Source organism: Gelidimonas denitrificans (assembly GCF_055694065.1).
Genome location: NZ_CM146350.1, coordinates 1987383 through 2001930 on the forward strand (window position 1 = coordinate 1987383; position 14548 = coordinate 2001930).

The 14548-nt window shown below is 52.3% G+C and carries 15 protein-coding genes; 6 read left to right on the forward strand and 9 right to left on the reverse strand.

Features of this window, described 5'->3' with window-relative positions; translation table 11 throughout:
• Positions 1 to 134: 134 nt before the first annotated feature.
• Both FKCLFG_RS09280 and phaC read right to left on the reverse strand, forming a co-directional pair.
• Positions 135 to 875, reverse strand: coding sequence for a 3-ketoacyl-ACP reductase (locus FKCLFG_RS09280; protein WP_472612811.1), 741 nt, complete (start codon positions 873 to 875; stop codon positions 135 to 137).
• A gap of 31 nt (positions 876 to 906) precedes the next feature.
• Complete coding sequence (phaC, locus tag FKCLFG_RS09285; RefSeq protein ID WP_472612812.1) at positions 907 to 2628, reverse strand: class I poly(R)-hydroxyalkanoic acid synthase; 1722 nt, start codon at positions 2626 to 2628, stop codon at positions 907 to 909.
• 54 nt (positions 2629 to 2682) lie between these two features.
• Here phaC and yajC point away from each other — a divergent pair, with 54 nt between their 5' ends.
• Positions 2683 to 2898, forward strand: coding sequence for a preprotein translocase subunit YajC (yajC, locus tag FKCLFG_RS09290; protein WP_472612813.1), 216 nt, complete (start codon positions 2683 to 2685; stop codon positions 2896 to 2898).
• Between the two features lie 37 nt (positions 2899 to 2935).
• On the opposite strand, the gene pgeF is transcribed toward yajC, so the two are convergent.
• Complete coding sequence (pgeF, locus tag FKCLFG_RS09295) at positions 2936 to 3709, reverse strand: peptidoglycan editing factor PgeF (protein WP_472612814.1); 774 nt, start codon at positions 3707 to 3709, stop codon at positions 2936 to 2938.
• A gap of 31 nt (positions 3710 to 3740) precedes the next feature.
• The gene (locus FKCLFG_RS09300; protein ID WP_472612815.1) at positions 3741 to 4745 is read right to left on the reverse strand and encodes an RluA family pseudouridine synthase; all 1005 of its coding nucleotides are present in this window, start codon (positions 4743 to 4745) and stop codon (positions 3741 to 3743) included.
• A 74-nt stretch (positions 4746 to 4819) separates the two neighbouring features.
• Between FKCLFG_RS09300 and FKCLFG_RS09305 the strand changes: the two genes are divergently transcribed.
• A complete protein-coding gene (locus tag FKCLFG_RS09305; protein WP_472612816.1) occupies positions 4820 to 5617 on the forward strand; it encodes an outer membrane protein assembly factor BamD in 798 nt (265 codons plus the stop codon).
• 82 nt (positions 5618 to 5699) lie between these two features.
• Here FKCLFG_RS09305 and yaaA read toward each other — a convergent pair whose 3' ends face one another.
• Complete coding sequence (gene yaaA, locus FKCLFG_RS09310) at positions 5700 to 6473, reverse strand: peroxide stress protein YaaA (RefSeq protein WP_472612817.1); 774 nt, start codon at positions 6471 to 6473, stop codon at positions 5700 to 5702.
• Positions 6474 to 6507: 34 nt separating this feature from the next.
• Between yaaA and FKCLFG_RS09315 the strand changes: the two genes are divergently transcribed.
• From FKCLFG_RS09315 to FKCLFG_RS09325, 3 genes are all read left to right on the forward strand, one after another.
• Positions 6508 to 6939 (forward strand): putative toxin-antitoxin system toxin component, PIN family, encoded by a 432-nt coding sequence (locus FKCLFG_RS09315; protein ID WP_472612818.1) that lies wholly within the window; start codon positions 6508 to 6510, stop codon positions 6937 to 6939.
• Positions 6940 to 7009: 70 nt separating this feature from the next.
• On the forward strand, positions 7010 to 7672 hold the full coding sequence (locus tag FKCLFG_RS09320; protein WP_472612819.1) for an energy-coupling factor ABC transporter permease: 663 nt from the start codon (positions 7010 to 7012) through the stop codon (positions 7670 to 7672).
• A 226-nt stretch (positions 7673 to 7898) separates the two neighbouring features.
• Complete coding sequence (locus tag FKCLFG_RS09325) at positions 7899 to 9089, forward strand: pyridoxal phosphate-dependent aminotransferase (protein WP_472612820.1); 1191 nt, start codon at positions 7899 to 7901, stop codon at positions 9087 to 9089.
• A 79-nt stretch (positions 9090 to 9168) separates the two neighbouring features.
• On the opposite strand, the gene galE is transcribed toward FKCLFG_RS09325, so the two are convergent.
• From galE to FKCLFG_RS09345, 4 genes are all read right to left on the reverse strand, one after another.
• Positions 9169 to 10182: a UDP-glucose 4-epimerase GalE gene (galE, locus tag FKCLFG_RS09330; protein WP_472612821.1), complete on the reverse strand. Its 1014-nt coding sequence runs from the start codon at positions 10180 to 10182 to the stop codon at positions 9169 to 9171.
• A gap of 161 nt (positions 10183 to 10343) precedes the next feature.
• Positions 10344 to 11780, reverse strand: a complete 1437-nt coding sequence (locus FKCLFG_RS09335) for a mannose-1-phosphate guanylyltransferase/mannose-6-phosphate isomerase (RefSeq protein ID WP_472612822.1) — start codon at positions 11778 to 11780, stop codon at positions 10344 to 10346.
• Complete coding sequence (locus tag FKCLFG_RS09340) at positions 11777 to 12061, reverse strand: NUDIX hydrolase (protein WP_472612823.1); 285 nt, start codon at positions 12059 to 12061, stop codon at positions 11777 to 11779. Before FKCLFG_RS09340 ends, FKCLFG_RS09335 begins: the two co-directional genes overlap by 4 nt.
• Position 12062: 1 nt before the next feature.
• Positions 12063 to 13472, reverse strand: a complete 1410-nt coding sequence (locus FKCLFG_RS09345; protein WP_472612824.1) for an undecaprenyl-phosphate glucose phosphotransferase — start codon at positions 13470 to 13472, stop codon at positions 12063 to 12065.
• 356 nt (positions 13473 to 13828) lie between these two features.
• On the opposite strand from FKCLFG_RS09345, the gene tsaB reads away from it, so the two are divergent.
• The gene (gene tsaB, locus FKCLFG_RS09350) at positions 13829 to 14545 is read left to right on the forward strand and encodes a tRNA (adenosine(37)-N6)-threonylcarbamoyltransferase complex dimerization subunit type 1 TsaB (protein WP_472612825.1); all 717 of its coding nucleotides are present in this window, start codon (positions 13829 to 13831) and stop codon (positions 14543 to 14545) included.
• Positions 14546 to 14548 lie beyond the last annotated feature (3 nt).

The window sequence follows — 14548 nt, forward strand, 5'->3', positions numbered from 1 at the left end:
GGGAAGCAGAAAAGGAGCCGTTTTAAAACGGCTCCTTTTCTGCTTAGTGTCTGTTGATTCGGAAGAATCAAAGCGAGGAAAGTACCATCGCCAAGAGTAATTTGTGACGGATTCTCCCGAAGTCAGGCAGCCTCCTAGGCCATGTACAGACCACCATTGAGGGAGAAGTCAGCGCCGGTCGCGTAGCCACCTTCCTCTGACGCGATCCAGGCAATGATGGAAGCGATTTCTTCCGGTTTTCCCAAACGTTTGACTGGAACACCGGCAACGATTTTTTCCAGCACATCAGGTCGAATTGCCTTGACCATGTCGGTGCCGATATAACCGGGCGAAACCGTGTTGACCGTTACGCCTTTGGTTGCCACTTCTTGCGCCAATGCCATCGTGAAGCCATGCAATCCGGCCTTGGCGGTGGAATAATTGGTTTGACCAAACTGCCCTTTCTGACCGTTGACCGAAGAGATATTGATGATGCGTCCCCAACCGCGATCGGCCATACCATCAATGACTTGCTTGGTCACGTTAAACAGTGAGTTCAGGTTGGTATTGATGACTTCATTCCACTGCTGCAGGGTCATCTTGCGAAATTGTCCGTCACGCGTAATGCCGGCATTATTGACCAGCACATCGACCTCGCCAATTTCCTGCTTGACCAAGTCGAAAGCCGCCTTGGTTGAATCCCAATCGGATACATTGCCTTCGGACGCATGCACGTCATAGCCTTCAGCACGCATCTCAGCAAGCCATTTGTCCTTGCGCGGTGAATTCGGACCGCAACCGGCAACCACAGTGAATCCTTCGCTGCAAAGGCGCTTGCAAATCGAATTTCCAATGCCACCCATCCCACCAGTTACATAAGCGATACGCTTTTTCATGCTGTCTCCTTCTTCGTTAAGATCAAGTTATTCAGTTCGCTCTTACCTTGACGTAACGTCCCGGCGCGTCTTCAATCGGTTTAAATGCCGCATTTCCCAGTTTGCTCGGCGCTTTCACCTGCTTGCCTGCATGCTCAGACAAAAAGGCTGACCACTCCGGCCACCAACTGCCCGGATGCTCTGTTGCTGTTTCCAACCATGCTTCAGAATTCGGAGAAAGCGTGTCGTTTGTCCAGTAACTGCGCTTGTTCTTCGCAGGCGGATTAATGACACCGGCTATATGCCCGGATGCCCCGAGTACAAAACGGTTTTGATTTGGTTGTTCTGGATTTAATAGCTCGGTAGACGCATAAGCACTGCCCCAAGGCACGATATGGTCTTCACGCGAACCGAAAATAAAAACTGGTGCATCGATTATGCCAAGGTCGATTTGTTCACCCGCCACTGTTAATTTGCCTGGCACCTTGAGGCTATTTTCTAAATAAGTATTACGTAGATACCAGCAAAACATCGGACCAGGAAGATTGGTACTATCGGCGTTCCAGTACAGCAGATCGAATGGCGGCGGGCTTTCACCTTTTAGGTAATTCGACTGGACGTAATTCCAGACCAAGTCGTTGGCGCGCAAACTGGAAAAGGTAGATGCAAGATCACGGCCAGGCAACAGGCCGCCTTTACCGATCGCTTGCTCGCGCATCTTCACCTGCGTCTCGTCGATGAAAATATCCAGAACGCCGGTATCGGTAAAATCGAGCAAAGTCGTTAGCAAAGTCAGGCTGGCAACAGGTTCCTCGCCACGTGCATACAGCACTGCCAGCGCAGTTGAAACAATTGTGCCACCTACACAAAAGCCCAAGGCATTGATACGATCTTGACCACTCAATTTTTGTACTACGTGAATTGCCTTGATTGCGACATCCTCAATGTAACTATCCCAGGTAACATTAGCCATCGAATCATCGGGATTGCGCCAAGACACCAGAAACACGGTATGGCCTTGTTCCACCGCGTAACGCACCAGCGAATTTTCCGGTTGTAGATCAAGAATGTAAAATTTGTTGATGCAGGGCGGCACAATCAGCAGCGGTTTCTCGAATACAGTCTTGGTCAATGACTTGTATTGAATTAACTGAAATAGCGCATTTTCAAACACCACCGCGCCTTCGGAAGTCGCAACGTTTTTGCCGACTTCAAAAACAGATTCATCGGTTTGGGAAATACGCCCTTTTTGCATATCAGCCAGCATTAGAGCTAGACCTTTAGCCAGGCTTTCCCCTTTGGTGTCGAGTATTTTTTGCTGTGCTTCTGGATTCGTGGCAAGAAAATTCGCCGGTGACAGCGCGTCCACCATCTGCTGCACAGCGAATGTGATTTTTTGCTTAATGTGGGGAGTCGCCTCAACCGCCTCTGCCAGGCTCATCAGAAACCTTGCATTGAGCAGATACACTGCAGCATTGAATGAAGAGAAAGTATTCGATTGCCATGCGGCTGAAGAAAATCGCCTGTCAGTGAGCACCGTCACACTCTTCGTTAGCAAAAAATTCTGCCAAAGCGCTGCCAACTGTTGGATATATTCATTTTGCAAACGAGTAACAGTGGCCGGTGCGATTTTTGCACCGGCTTCTTTCAGAATGTCTGCGATTGGATTGGCGTTGGCTGGCTGAACCGATTTGAGCCAGGATTGCCAGGGACTCTGATCTGTCACTTGCGATAACCATGCTGTAACCATGGCTTGAGAATCCGGCTTATTCATGCTTGCTTCCTTTTTTTGGCGTATCGTTGCGGTTTTTATCATCGCATCAACATCATGTATATCGTTGCTATCGGGTGGATCTATGTTGTGCTCATGATGTCCATCACTGAGCGCTCGGTTATCGCTGGAATTATGACGCTTTTAATGTATGGTGTGTTGCCTTTGGCAATCCTTTGGTATGTAGTGTATGCGCCACACAGAAGACGACAAAAGAAACAACGTGAGCAGATAAAAGCAGAGTCTAAAAACGCTATTAATACCGCCAAATAAGCTTGTCACCGTTAATTTCACTTGACAGGATGTTGCCCTAAAACAGCGCCTCCTGCTTGAGCCAGATCAACGAAGTCATTCTTCCTGTGATTTTGTCGCGCCGATAAGAAAAAAAACGGCGAGAATCGCTGACGGTACAAAACTCGCCACCACTGATGCTATACACCCCTGCGCACTGCAGCCGGGCACGTGCCAATGCGTATATGTCGGCCAGATACTTGCCTTTATGTGCAGCGATTGGCTTGAATGCGCTCGATGCACTAGCGTCTTGCGCAGTAAATGTCTGGAGCACATCTTCACCGACTTCGAAATACCCAGGGCCGATCGCAGGTCCTAGCCAGGCAGTTATTTCGTTCGCACCGGCATCGCGCATTCGGATTACGGTTTTTTCAAGGATGCCGGCGGACAAGCCACGCCATCCTGCGTGCGCGGCGGCAATGACGCGTCCGTTTTGGTCGCACAACAAGACCGGCAAGCAGTCCGCAGTCATGATCGCGCACACCACACCCTTAGCTGTAGTAAAGCTGGCATCAGCCTCGGGCACATCAGATAAGCTTGCCGCATCGACGATGACAGTGCCATGTACTTGCGTCATCCAAGCCGGCTCGGATGGCAGCAAAGTACGCAACAATTTCCGATTTTCGCGGACATGCAGCGGACAATCTGTTACATGCGTGCCCAAGTTCAAACCGTCAGCCCCGCTGCCGCTGCCATCGTCAAATGGAGCAAGACTGACGCCGCCTCGCCGCGTAGTGGACAAGGCACCTACGTTGGCAGGTAAATCAGGCCAATCAGGGATGATTAGATCCATTGCCTTCTCATCTCCCGTTATGCATAACCCTTTACAAGGGGGCTTCGATTCCTGCGCTTGCCAGCAGCGTCAAAAAATCATCGGCCAACGGCACGCTCCAATCGCAAGCATCCCCTGTGGCTGGATGAATCAAACCTAGGTGTTGCGCCTGCAGGGCCTGGCGCGGAAAAACAGAAGCCAAATGGGTTTTTCCGTATAGCACGTCTCCGACCAAGGTGTGCCCGATAGACATCATGTGGACGCGGATCTGATGCGTGCGGCCGGTTTCCAGCTTGCAGCGCATCAGGCTGACCGGGTGACGTCCCAGCAGGCCGGTCGCCAGACGCTCGAAATGCGTCACCGCAGGTTTGGCGGTCATGCTCTCCAGCACCGCCATCTTGATCCGGTCCCGCGGATGACGGCCCATCGCAGCATCCACGGTGCCGGTAAGATTAGGAGTCCCCCACACCAACGCCAGATATTCGCGCCGCACGGTACGGGCCTGCAGTTGGCGCACCAGATCGGTATGCGCTTCCAGGGTTTTTGCGACTACCATCAGACCACTGGTGTCTTTATCAAGACGATGAACGATACCGGCGCGCGGCACGCCGGCAATCGCCGGATAGTGATGCAGCAAGCCATTGAGTAAAGTGCCTGACCAATTGCCGGCAGCCGGATGCACCACCAGGCCAGCCGGCTTGTTGATGATGATGATGGTGGCATCTTCATACACAATCGCCAGATCCATGGCTTCTGCGGTGTATGCGTCATCTTCGGGTGCTGGCTGCGGCGAAACCACTACCGTTTCGTCGCCAAAACTGGTCATCTTGGTCTTTGCAACCTTGTCATCCACGGTGACGTGTCCAGTTGCTATCCATTGTTGAATGCGACTTCTGGAAAATTGCGGAATCAGTCTTGAAATCACTTTATCCATGCGCTCGCCGCACACATCGGGCGTCAGCTTCAGAGTAATGGGTTCCATCTGCAGCAGCGCGCCACTCTCTTCGTCCGCATCATCCAGCGTGGACGCGAAAACAGGTTCCGCCAAATTTGGCATTGCGGGTAATATCACGGCAGGTCCCATCAGCTATAATCAGTGTTCTTGTTAAGATGCATTCTTGCACATACGTCATGCAAAAAAAATTATTTAAAATCGCAACAATCCTTCTGGCCTTGTCAATTTCGGCATGCAGCTTGCTACCTGAAAAAATCGACGAGACCAAGGCTTGGTCAGCCTCGAAATTATACTCGGAGGCTCGCGATGAACTGGCAAGCGGCAATTATGACAAATCGGTTCAGTATTTTGAAAAACTCGAATCGCGTTATCCATTCGGCACCTACGCGCAACAGGCGCAGCTGGAAATCGCTTATGCGTATTACCGGCAGGCAGATCAGCCGCTGGCTTTGGCTGCGGCGGAACGCTTCATCAAGCTCCATCCGAATCACCCGAATGTAGATTACGCTTATTATTTACGTGGTCTGATCAACTTCAACGACCGCGTTAGCGCATTCAATTTCCTGTCTCGCCAAGATGCCACCGAACGCGACCCGAAGGCAGCGCGCGAAGCATTCAATGCGTTCAAGCAACTCGTCGAGCGTTTTCCTGACAGCACATACACGCCTGATGCCATCGCCCGCATGAAATACCTGGTTAATGCCATGGCGCAGTATGAAGTCCACGTGGCCAATTATTACTACAAACGGGGTGCTTATCTAGCCGCCGCCAACCGGGCCCAGTATGCAATCAAGGAATACCGTGAAGCACCAGCACTAGAAGAAGCGCTGTTTGTCATGGTGCGCTCTTATGATGCGCTGGGCATGACGGAGTTGCGCGACGATGCCGAGCGCGTCATGAAAACCAACTATCCGAACAGCGTGTATTACAAGGGTGGCACGGTCAAAAACAAGGCATGGTGGAAACTCTGGTAACTCCGTTTGCTTAATAAAAATGCCCCGGATTACGGGGCATTTTTATATAACGATACAAACGACAGATGCAAACCAAGAAGCATCAAGCCAGCCTGCGACGGAATAACCAATTGTGTTCACTGGAACCATCGGCATCAAACGCATAACCATCCATGTCAAAAGCCTGCAATTGTTTCGGCTGCGTCACGTTATGCAGTGCCGCATAGCGCGCCATCAAGCCACGCGCACGTTTGGCATAGAAGGAAATAATTTTGTATTTGCCGTTTTTCCAGTCTTCAAACACCGGCGTAACAATCGGCACCGACAACAAGTCTGGCTTGACCACTTTGAAATATTCTTCGGACGCCAGATTGACCAACGCAGAATAATTCCGTGCCCGCAGCATCTCATCGAGCGCCGTGGTCACGATATCGCCCCAAAAGGCATACAGGTTCTTGCCGCGCGGGGTGACAAGACGGGTGCCCATTTCCAGCCGATAAGGCTGCATCAGGTCAAGCGGGCGCAACATGCCATATAGTCCGGATAAAATACGGACATGCGACTGCGCGTAGTCGAGTTGCCGCGAGTTCAACGTTGCCGCCGCCAGGCCCGCATAGACATCGCCGTTGAATGCCAAGACCGCCTGCTTTGCATTCTGCGGCGAAAACTCCCGAGTCCAGCTGGCGTAGCGGGCGAAATTCAAAGCCGCCAGCGGATCGGAAATACGCATCAGACTAGCAACTTGTGCCGGAGAAAACGTCTTCAAAACATCGATGAGTTGCACAGAATGCGCGATAAACTCCGGCAGGCTGCTTTTTATCGTAGCGGACGGCGCCTCCATGGCGAGCGTTTTGGCGGGTGACAAGACAATCAGCATTGCAACATCCATAGAAAATTAAAGAATTTAAAACATGATACCGAAACGCATCGTACTCGACACCAACGTTTGCCTGGATTTATTCGTCTTCAACGACCCGCGCTGGGCCGCCTTGCTTGCAGCATTAAAAAACGGCACCGTCGAGGCTGTCACAAAAGCAGAATGCCGCATGGAATGGCAGATTGTCCTGGGCTATTCACAATTACGCCTGAATGAAGCCATGCGCGCCGAATGCAACACAGCCTTTGATGCGCTGATCGACTGCATAGAGCCGCAACCGCTAACAAGTATCAAACTGCCGCTGTGCAGCGACCCCGACGATCAGAAGTTTCTGGAGTTGTCGCGCGACGCACAAGCCGCGACCCTGATCACGAAGGATAAAGCCCTGCTGAAACTAGCCAAGAAAACCGCTCGCGCCGGTCTTTTTGAGATTATCCTGCCGCAAGCTTGGGCGCTAGAAGCCTGAATTCTTTGCAGTTTGCGGTGATAATTGATCGCATATTCGCGCACACAGTTAACTGCAAAGATAATCTCTCGTGGGCATTTTTAATACACCTCTCCCGATTGGCGTAGCCATCATCACATGGTGCCTGGCTATCTTTGTCATGTTGCGTTGCGCCATGAGCGCACCCTGGAAACGGTTGGAAGCGCCGACGGTGTTTTCAGCCTGGTGCGCGCTGCTCATCATGCTGACGATGCTGTGGCGGCTACGCATCAACATCAACAGCGACCTGAGCTTGCATCTAATGGGCTTGTCGCTGTTTCCGCTGATGTTCGGCCGCTCTCTGGCCACGCTGGGCTTGGGGCTATCCGTGATTGCCTACACAGCGCTGTTCAACGGTGTCTGGGGCAATCTTGGCATGAATTTGCTGTTGTTGGCGGTGCTGCCGGCATGGTTTAGCAACGTCATCTTAACTACAGTCAAAAAGCGTTTGCCGCACCATATGTTCGTCTACTTGTTCGGCAACGGTGTTTTCGGCTCGATGGTGGTGCTCTCTCTGACCGGCTTGATGTCAATTGCCGCCCACGGACTATGGATTGCAGCGCCATTGTCCAGTTCCTACGACACGATTGCCTACATGTTGCTACTGGCGTGGGGCGAAACTTTTCTGATCGGATTTCTGGTCACGATCTTCGCTGTGTATCGACCGCAATGGCTTTTTACCTTCGACGACGCGCTGTATCTGCGTGAGCAGTGACGGAATGTTCTCTCGCATATTTTTAGGGAGTATGCAAAAAAACCATGTATTTTGCGCACTATTTTAGCGCGGCATTTAAATATACAAGAGTAGGTATGCATTCCACTCCGGAAATTTTTATGGAAGCGCATATCACCCGCGCATTCCGACACCTCATGCCACCTCCTGCCACCAAACCAGCGCCGGCGTTAAAATGCCGGCTCGACCAATGCATACCGATCCAATCATGAATCAGCCACTCCCGCTTGCAACCGCCCATTTCGAACCGATAGCTCTGAGCTCCAAACTACCCAAAGTAGGCACCACCATTTTCAGCGTCATGTCGGCGTTGGCGCTGGAAAAAAATGCAGTCAATCTGGGTCAGGGTTTTCCGGACTTCGACTGTGATCCGGCGCTGATCGACACCGTCACCGCAGCCATGAAAAGCGGGCTGAACCAATATCCGCCGATGGCTGGAATTGCTCCTTTGCGCGAAGCCATTGCGCGCAAGATTGGCCAACTTTACGGCCACCAGTACAGTGCCGCTGGCGAAATCACGGTAACCGCTGGCGCCACGCAAGGACTGCTGACCGCGATCCTGTGCAGCGTGCATGCCGGCGACGAAGTGATCGTCATCGAGCCGGCGTATGACAGTTACGTGCCGGCCATCGAACTCGCAGGCGGAGTGCCGGTTTTTGTGCAAATGGAAATCGGGCCGCGCGGCTATTCGGTTCCGTGGCACACAGTGGCGGCTGCGGTAACGCCCAAAACACGACTGATCATCATCAATTCGCCGCACAACCCGACCGGCTCGATTTTGGTCAAAAAGGACTTGGATGCGCTGGCCGACATCGTGCGCGGCACCGGCATATTGCTGATTTCAGACGAGGTATACGAACACATGGTGTTCGATGGCATTGCGCATGAATCGGTCTGCCGCCATCCCGAACTGGCGGCGCGCGCATTCATCGTGTCCAGTTTCGGCAAGACTTACCATGTCACCGGGTGGAAAGTCGGTTATGTGGCGGCACCGGCAGCGCTGATGGCGGAATTTCGCAAGGTGCATCAGTTCAATGTATTCACCGTCAACACGCCGATGCAGCATGGCTTGGCTAGTTACATGCGCGACCCTGCGCCCTATCTGGAGTTGCCGGCGTTTTACCAGCGCAAGCGCGACATGTTTCGCGATGGCCTGAAAAGCAGCCGCTTCAGATTGCTGCCGTCGGACGGCACCTATTTTCAGTGCGTCGATTATTCATCCATCTCGGCCCTGAATGAAGCCGAGTTCAGCCAATTTCTGACAGCCGAAATTGGTGTGGCGGCAATTCCGGTATCGGCCTTTTATCACCAGCCGAAGGAATCCGGCATCGTGCGTTTTTGTTTCGCCAAGAAAGATGCAACACTCCAGGCCGCCCTAAAATTGCTCTCTGGAATATAAAAAATACTGCAACAGGTATTTTTTATATTTCTCCTAAAAATTGAATCCGCGAGACGAATTTGTTGACTATGCCGCTGTCTCAATATCCCTGCGGATTCATTTTTTGCCAGCGCCAGTGGTCCACACACATTTCATCCAGATTTTTTTCTGCGCGCCACCGTAGTAATTCACGCGCTTGTGTTGGCGACGCATAGCAACTGGCGATATCGCCGGGGCGGCGCGGCATAATGTCAAACGGTACAGCGCAACCGCTGGCTGCCTCGAAAGCGCGCACCGCTTCCAAAACGCTATATCCCTGGCCCGTGCCGAGATTGACCGTAAATCCTCCTGGTTGTGCAAACAGCCGGCCAAGCGCCGCAACATGCCCCCGCGCTAAATCCACCACATGAATGTAATCCCGTACGCCAGTGCCATCCGGCGTCGGGTAATCGTTGCCAAAGACTGCCAGCCTGGCGCGCCGGCCGACCGCGACCTGCGCCACAAAAGGCATCAGGTTATTGGGAATGCCTTGCGGGTCTTCGCCGATCAAGCCGCTCGGGTGCGCACCTGCCGGATTGAAGTAGCGCAAGATACCGATGCGCCAATCGGGATTGGCCTGCATCAGGTCATTCAGAATCTGCTCCACCATTAATTTGGAACGGCCATAAGGATTGGTCGTTGATAACCGTGCGGACTCCAGGATGGGTACGGATTCCGGGTCACCATAGACGGTCGCAGACGAACTGAACACAAATCGCTTGACGTTCGCATCCATCATTGCCTGCAATAGCGTGACCGTGCCGGATACATTGTTATCAAAGTACCGCAGCGGCTGGGCTACCGATTCACCCACCGCTTTCAGGCCAGCAAAATGTATGACTGCATCAATTGCGTGTTCGCGCAATACACGGTCCAAAGCAGCGCGGTCCCGCACGTCAGCTTCGTAAAATGGCAATGCGCTACCGGTGATGCGCTCCACCCGTGCAATCGCTTCTTGGGAACTGTTGCATAGATTGTCGAGCGCGATGACAGTAAAGCCAGCCTGCAGCAACTCGACGCAGGTATGTGAGCCTATGTAACCGGACGCGCCTGTTACGAGAATTTTCTTTGGCATGATGAAAATTACCTAAGGTGAATTTCACACATAAATCGCATTGTGGAGTATGCCAAATAATATGCAATTTACCGCATATAAAATATGCGTAGCATAAAAATACCCCATAGGTTAGCGCTTAATTCCGCAAAGCCCAACATGGCTTTAATCTTGTCGCCTGCTCATGATGGCGTTCCGACGCGGCCGTAATTGTCTTGCAGTCGAACGATGTCGTCTTCACCCAAATACGCGCCTGACTGAATTTCGATCAGTTCCAATGGAATTTTTCCGGGGTTTTCCAGCGAGTGCACAACGCCTAGCGGAATATAGGTGGACTGGTTTTCCGTCAGCAGATATTCCTGATCGCCGTTGGTGATTTTTGCCGTGCCCGACACAACCACCCAGTGTTCTGCGCGATGGTGGTGCATTTGCAGCGATAGCTTGGCGCCTTGTTTGACCGTAATGCGTTTGACATGGAAACGCGTGCCGACCTCGATGGAGTCGTACGACCCCCAGGGGCGGAATATTTCGCGATGCTGTGTGGCTTCTGTGCGCTTGGTGTCGATCAGATGCTCCACCAGTTTTTTGGCGTCCTGAGCCTTGTCGGCGTCCATGATCAACAGGGCATCTGCGGTTTCAATGATGATCGTATTGCGCATGCCTACTGCGGTAACCAGACGAGTGCTGCCATGTACCATGCAGTTTTGACAATCCTGCAGCATTACATCGCCCTGCTGGGCATTATTGTCGCAATCTTTTCCAGAGGCTTTCCACACTGCTGCCCAGGAGCCAATATCGCTCCAGTCGGCGTCCATTGTCACCATTGCGGCGTTTTGGGTGCGTTCCATCACCGCATAATCTACTGCCTTGCTGGGACTGCCGATATACGACTGGCTGTCGAGTCGAATAAAACTGAAATCCTGTTTGGACAATGCCATGGCCTGGCTGCAGGCGGCAACAATTTCCGGCTCAAAGTGCGTGAGTTCTTCCAGATAACGACTGGCACGAAAAATGAACATGCCGCTATTCCAGAAATAGTTTCCACTAGCGAGGTAGTGTTCAGCGGTGGCATGGTCCGGCTTTTCCACATATTCGATTACAGGATGCGCTTCTGCCGGCCCCGGCTCGGCAGTGCCTGCGCGGATATAGCCATAACCGGTTTCCGGGCCCAACGGGGTAATGCCAAAGGTCACCAGTTTGCCTTTTTCGGCAGCGATTTTAGCTTTGTGAACTGCGCTATAAAAGGCCGCATGGTTATTAATCACATGGTCTGATGGCAGTACCAATAACAAAGGATCGCCGCCTCTGGATAGCGCTTGCAAAGCAGCCGCGGCAATTGCCGGTGCTGTATTGCGCCGTGCCGGCTCCAGCAGGATCTGGGCGTTTTCCATACCGATTTCTCGTAATTGTTCCGCCACCACAAAACGCGAACTTTCATTGCAGACGAGGATTGCAGGATCGACATCCTTAATGCCGGTAAGCCGCTGCATGGTTTGCTGCAGCAGGGTGTCTTTGCCTAGCAAGCGTAAAAACTGCTTGGGATAAGTCTCGCGCGACAGAGGCCAGAGCCGGGTCCCTGAGCCCCCGCAAAGAATGACAGGAATAAGCGGAGTAGTCATTTTGTGACCAATTCAAAATAAGCTTGGGTATAAGAATGGACCAGCGGGTGCTGCTTAGCCTGGTCCGGTTGCATCCAGATGGTGTGGCTATGCTGTTGGCGCGACAGCGTGAACAATCGATGCTCTGTGTGCAGGCGATAGGCCAGCACAATGTAATGTGTGCTGGCCCCTGTGACACCGGCAAACAACTCCGTGCTCAGGGAAGCTTCGGATTCTGCGCCGGAGATGCTGTCGATGCGACAGTCGTCCGCGATTTTTCCTGACCGGATGGAGGTGCTCATGCTAATAGGCATGGTTGCCCGTCCATCCTTTGAATGCAGTCCAGACAATGATGCGCAAGTCGAGCCAGAACGACCAGTTGTGAATATAGTAAAGGTCGGATTGCACCCGCTTTTCCATCTTGTCTATGGTGTCGGTTTCGCCCCGATGGCCATTGATCTGGGCCCAACCGGTAATGCCAGGCTTGACCCGATGCCGCAGCATGTATAACCCCAGGACATCCTTGTATATTGCGTTGTGTTGTAGTGCGTGCGGCCTTGGACCGACGACCGACATATCTCCCATCAGTACGTTGATGAACTGCGGCAGTTCATCCAGGCTGGTGCGTCGCAGGAAATGCCCGATGCGGGTGATGCGCGGGTCGTTTTTGGTGGCTTGCGTGACCTTGTCATGCTCTTGATGCACTTGCATCGAGCGGAATTTATAGATGTTGAATTTTTTCCCGTTCAGGCCCAGTCTGGGCTGCTTGAAAAATACCGGACCTGGAGAAGAATACTTGATGCCGATTGCAATCACCACGAACAGCGGCAGCAACAGTGTCAGCACGATGAGGGCAAACAGCTTGTCGAACAGATCCTTGCCGATGCCACCCAGACCGCTGGACGTCGGGCGATTCAAGTCCACCGCAGGCATGCCCAGAAAGTCGATCATCCTGTTGCTCAACATGTGCAAGCTAAAAATATCAGGTATCCAGCGTATATCCACCAAGGCGTTACGCAGTAAGTATTGCAGTTCATGCAATTGATCCGATGCGCTCATTGGCAACGTAATCCAGATTTCATGAATATCATTGGCCGTCACAAAATCATGAATGTTTTCCAGCTTATGAATACTTACTATTGCGGGGTCTTTTAAAAAATTGTCGGGGTCGCTGGCGCAGGTATGTACGCCTTTAACTTCATACCCATAGAAGTCCTGTTGCAATGCGCGTTTATGGATTTCCTGCCCGATGGGGCCATAACCGACGATTATCACGCGCTTGTTATTCAAACCATTTTTACGCAAATAGCGCAGGGTTGAATACACCAACGTTCTGTAGATCACCAAAAAAATAACGCTGGTTACGTACCAATAAAACAACCACAAGCGTGACAATGCACCTACGTGGTGAATCAGGAAGCTGAAAAACACTCCGATTAGCAACACCAGTGCCAAAGTAGCGGCAAGCCGACCGAACATGCTTAACATCGAGCGTCCACGCCATGATGTATACAAATCGAATTGTGGAAATGTTAAAAAAGCCAATCCGCAGGAGAAGTACAGCAGCACCGCATGAATTGGAGCGGCCATGTCGAGAGATGTAGCGAAATGCAGTTGACTGGCGAAATGACCGGCCACTAGCAGCACAAGAACGTCCATCAACCGCATCGAAAATTCCAGCCGGGTAGAATTTTTGAGAATTAAATCATGCATGATTGACCCACCATTTCGTTCGTTTTAAGTGCGGCTCAAAAAACACATTTCCACGGCGCTTGCGGTATCCGAATGAATGCCTGTGGCTTTTCACTCAAAAAAATGATTTTTCCTTTCTTCGGCAACTGATTTTCTTGCAGTTCGCTTTCAAGTTAAATGTCGCTCAGTTCCTAAATGTATAAATTGATAATTATCAAAAATATAATTACTAAGCTGTCGCGGCGCCGGCGTGGATTCAGATACGACGGGAATCCGGCGTTCGTATCCCGTTCATATCCCGATGACTGGGGTGGATATGAGAATCTCATGTGCATGCTCCGTATCTATGGATCTGGCCGTCGCGGTAAAATGCACGAATGCCACTCATCCTTGCTATCGAAACCTCTTCTGAACTTGCCTCCGCTGCCTTGTTGCAGGGCGATACGCTGCTTGTGCGCGAATCGTCGGGTGTTCAGACCCACTCCCAAACCCTGTTGCCGATGGTGCAAAGCGTGTTGGCGCAGGGCGATATACGCCTGTCGCAATGCGCTGCGATTGCTTTTGGTGCCGGGCCCGGCTCCTTTACCGGCGTGCGCACCGCTTGCGGCATTGCCCAGGGGTTGGCGTTTGGGGCCAATTTGCCAGTGATCTCCATCGTCACCTTGTTGGCTATGGCCGAGGCTTGCCGCGCCGAGACCGGCGCGCATGAAGTGCTGGCCGTACTGGATGCACGCATGGGCGAGGTGTATTGGGCCCAATACAGTTATGCCAATGGCTGGCACACCGTGGTCGCACCGACTTTGTCTGCAGTGGCAAATGTGTTGCCGCAGCCTAAAGATGGATTGGTCGCTTGCGGCAATGGCTTTGCTGCATATCCGGGCGAGTTCGCGCTGCAGGCGCACAGTTATCCATGGGTGCAACACGCGCGCGCCGAAGTGATGCCGCACGCAGCGCAGGTGGCGCGCCTGGCACGTACCGCATTTACAGCGGGTCAACTATTGACCCCGGAACAGGCGCAACCGATCTATTTGCGCAACAAAATTGCGCTGACCACTGAGGAGCGGTTGGCGCTCAAGGCGGGAGGGTCCAAGTGAGTG

Excerpts from the sequence above, each read along its gene's own strand:
- FKCLFG_RS09280 (WP_472612811.1), bottom strand. The coding sequence starts at position 875 with ATGAAAAAGCGTATCGCTTATGTAACTGGTGGGATGGGTGGCATTGGA.
- phaC (WP_472612812.1), bottom strand. The coding sequence starts at position 2,628 with ATGAATAAGCCGGATTCTCAAGCCATGGTTACAGCATGGTTATCGCAA.
- yajC (WP_472612813.1), top strand. The coding sequence starts at position 2,683 with ATGTATATCGTTGCTATCGGGTGGATCTATGTTGTGCTCATGATGTCC.
- pgeF (WP_472612814.1), bottom strand. The coding sequence starts at position 3,709 with ATGGATCTAATCATCCCTGATTGGCCTGATTTACCTGCCAACGTAGGT.
- FKCLFG_RS09300 (WP_472612815.1), bottom strand. The coding sequence starts at position 4,745 with ATGCCAAATTTGGCGGAACCTGTTTTCGCGTCCACGCTGGATGATGCG.
- FKCLFG_RS09305 (WP_472612816.1), top strand. The coding sequence starts at position 4,820 with ATGCAAAAAAAATTATTTAAAATCGCAACAATCCTTCTGGCCTTGTCA.
- yaaA (WP_472612817.1), bottom strand. The coding sequence starts at position 6,473 with ATGCTGATTGTCTTGTCACCCGCCAAAACGCTCGCCATGGAGGCGCCG.
- FKCLFG_RS09315 (WP_472612818.1), top strand. The coding sequence starts at position 6,508 with ATGATACCGAAACGCATCGTACTCGACACCAACGTTTGCCTGGATTTA.
- FKCLFG_RS09325 (WP_472612820.1), top strand. The coding sequence starts at position 7,899 with ATGAATCAGCCACTCCCGCTTGCAACCGCCCATTTCGAACCGATAGCT.
- galE (WP_472612821.1), bottom strand. The coding sequence starts at position 10,182 with ATGCCAAAGAAAATTCTCGTAACAGGCGCGTCCGGTTACATAGGCTCA.
- FKCLFG_RS09335 (WP_472612822.1), bottom strand. The coding sequence starts at position 11,780 with ATGACTACTCCGCTTATTCCTGTCATTCTTTGCGGGGGCTCAGGGACC.
- FKCLFG_RS09340 (WP_472612823.1), bottom strand. The coding sequence starts at position 12,061 with ATGAGCACCTCCATCCGGTCAGGAAAAATCGCGGACGACTGTCGCATC.
- FKCLFG_RS09345 (WP_472612824.1), bottom strand. The coding sequence starts at position 13,472 with ATGCATGATTTAATTCTCAAAAATTCTACCCGGCTGGAATTTTCGATG.
- tsaB (WP_472612825.1), top strand. The coding sequence starts at position 13,829 with ATGCCACTCATCCTTGCTATCGAAACCTCTTCTGAACTTGCCTCCGCT.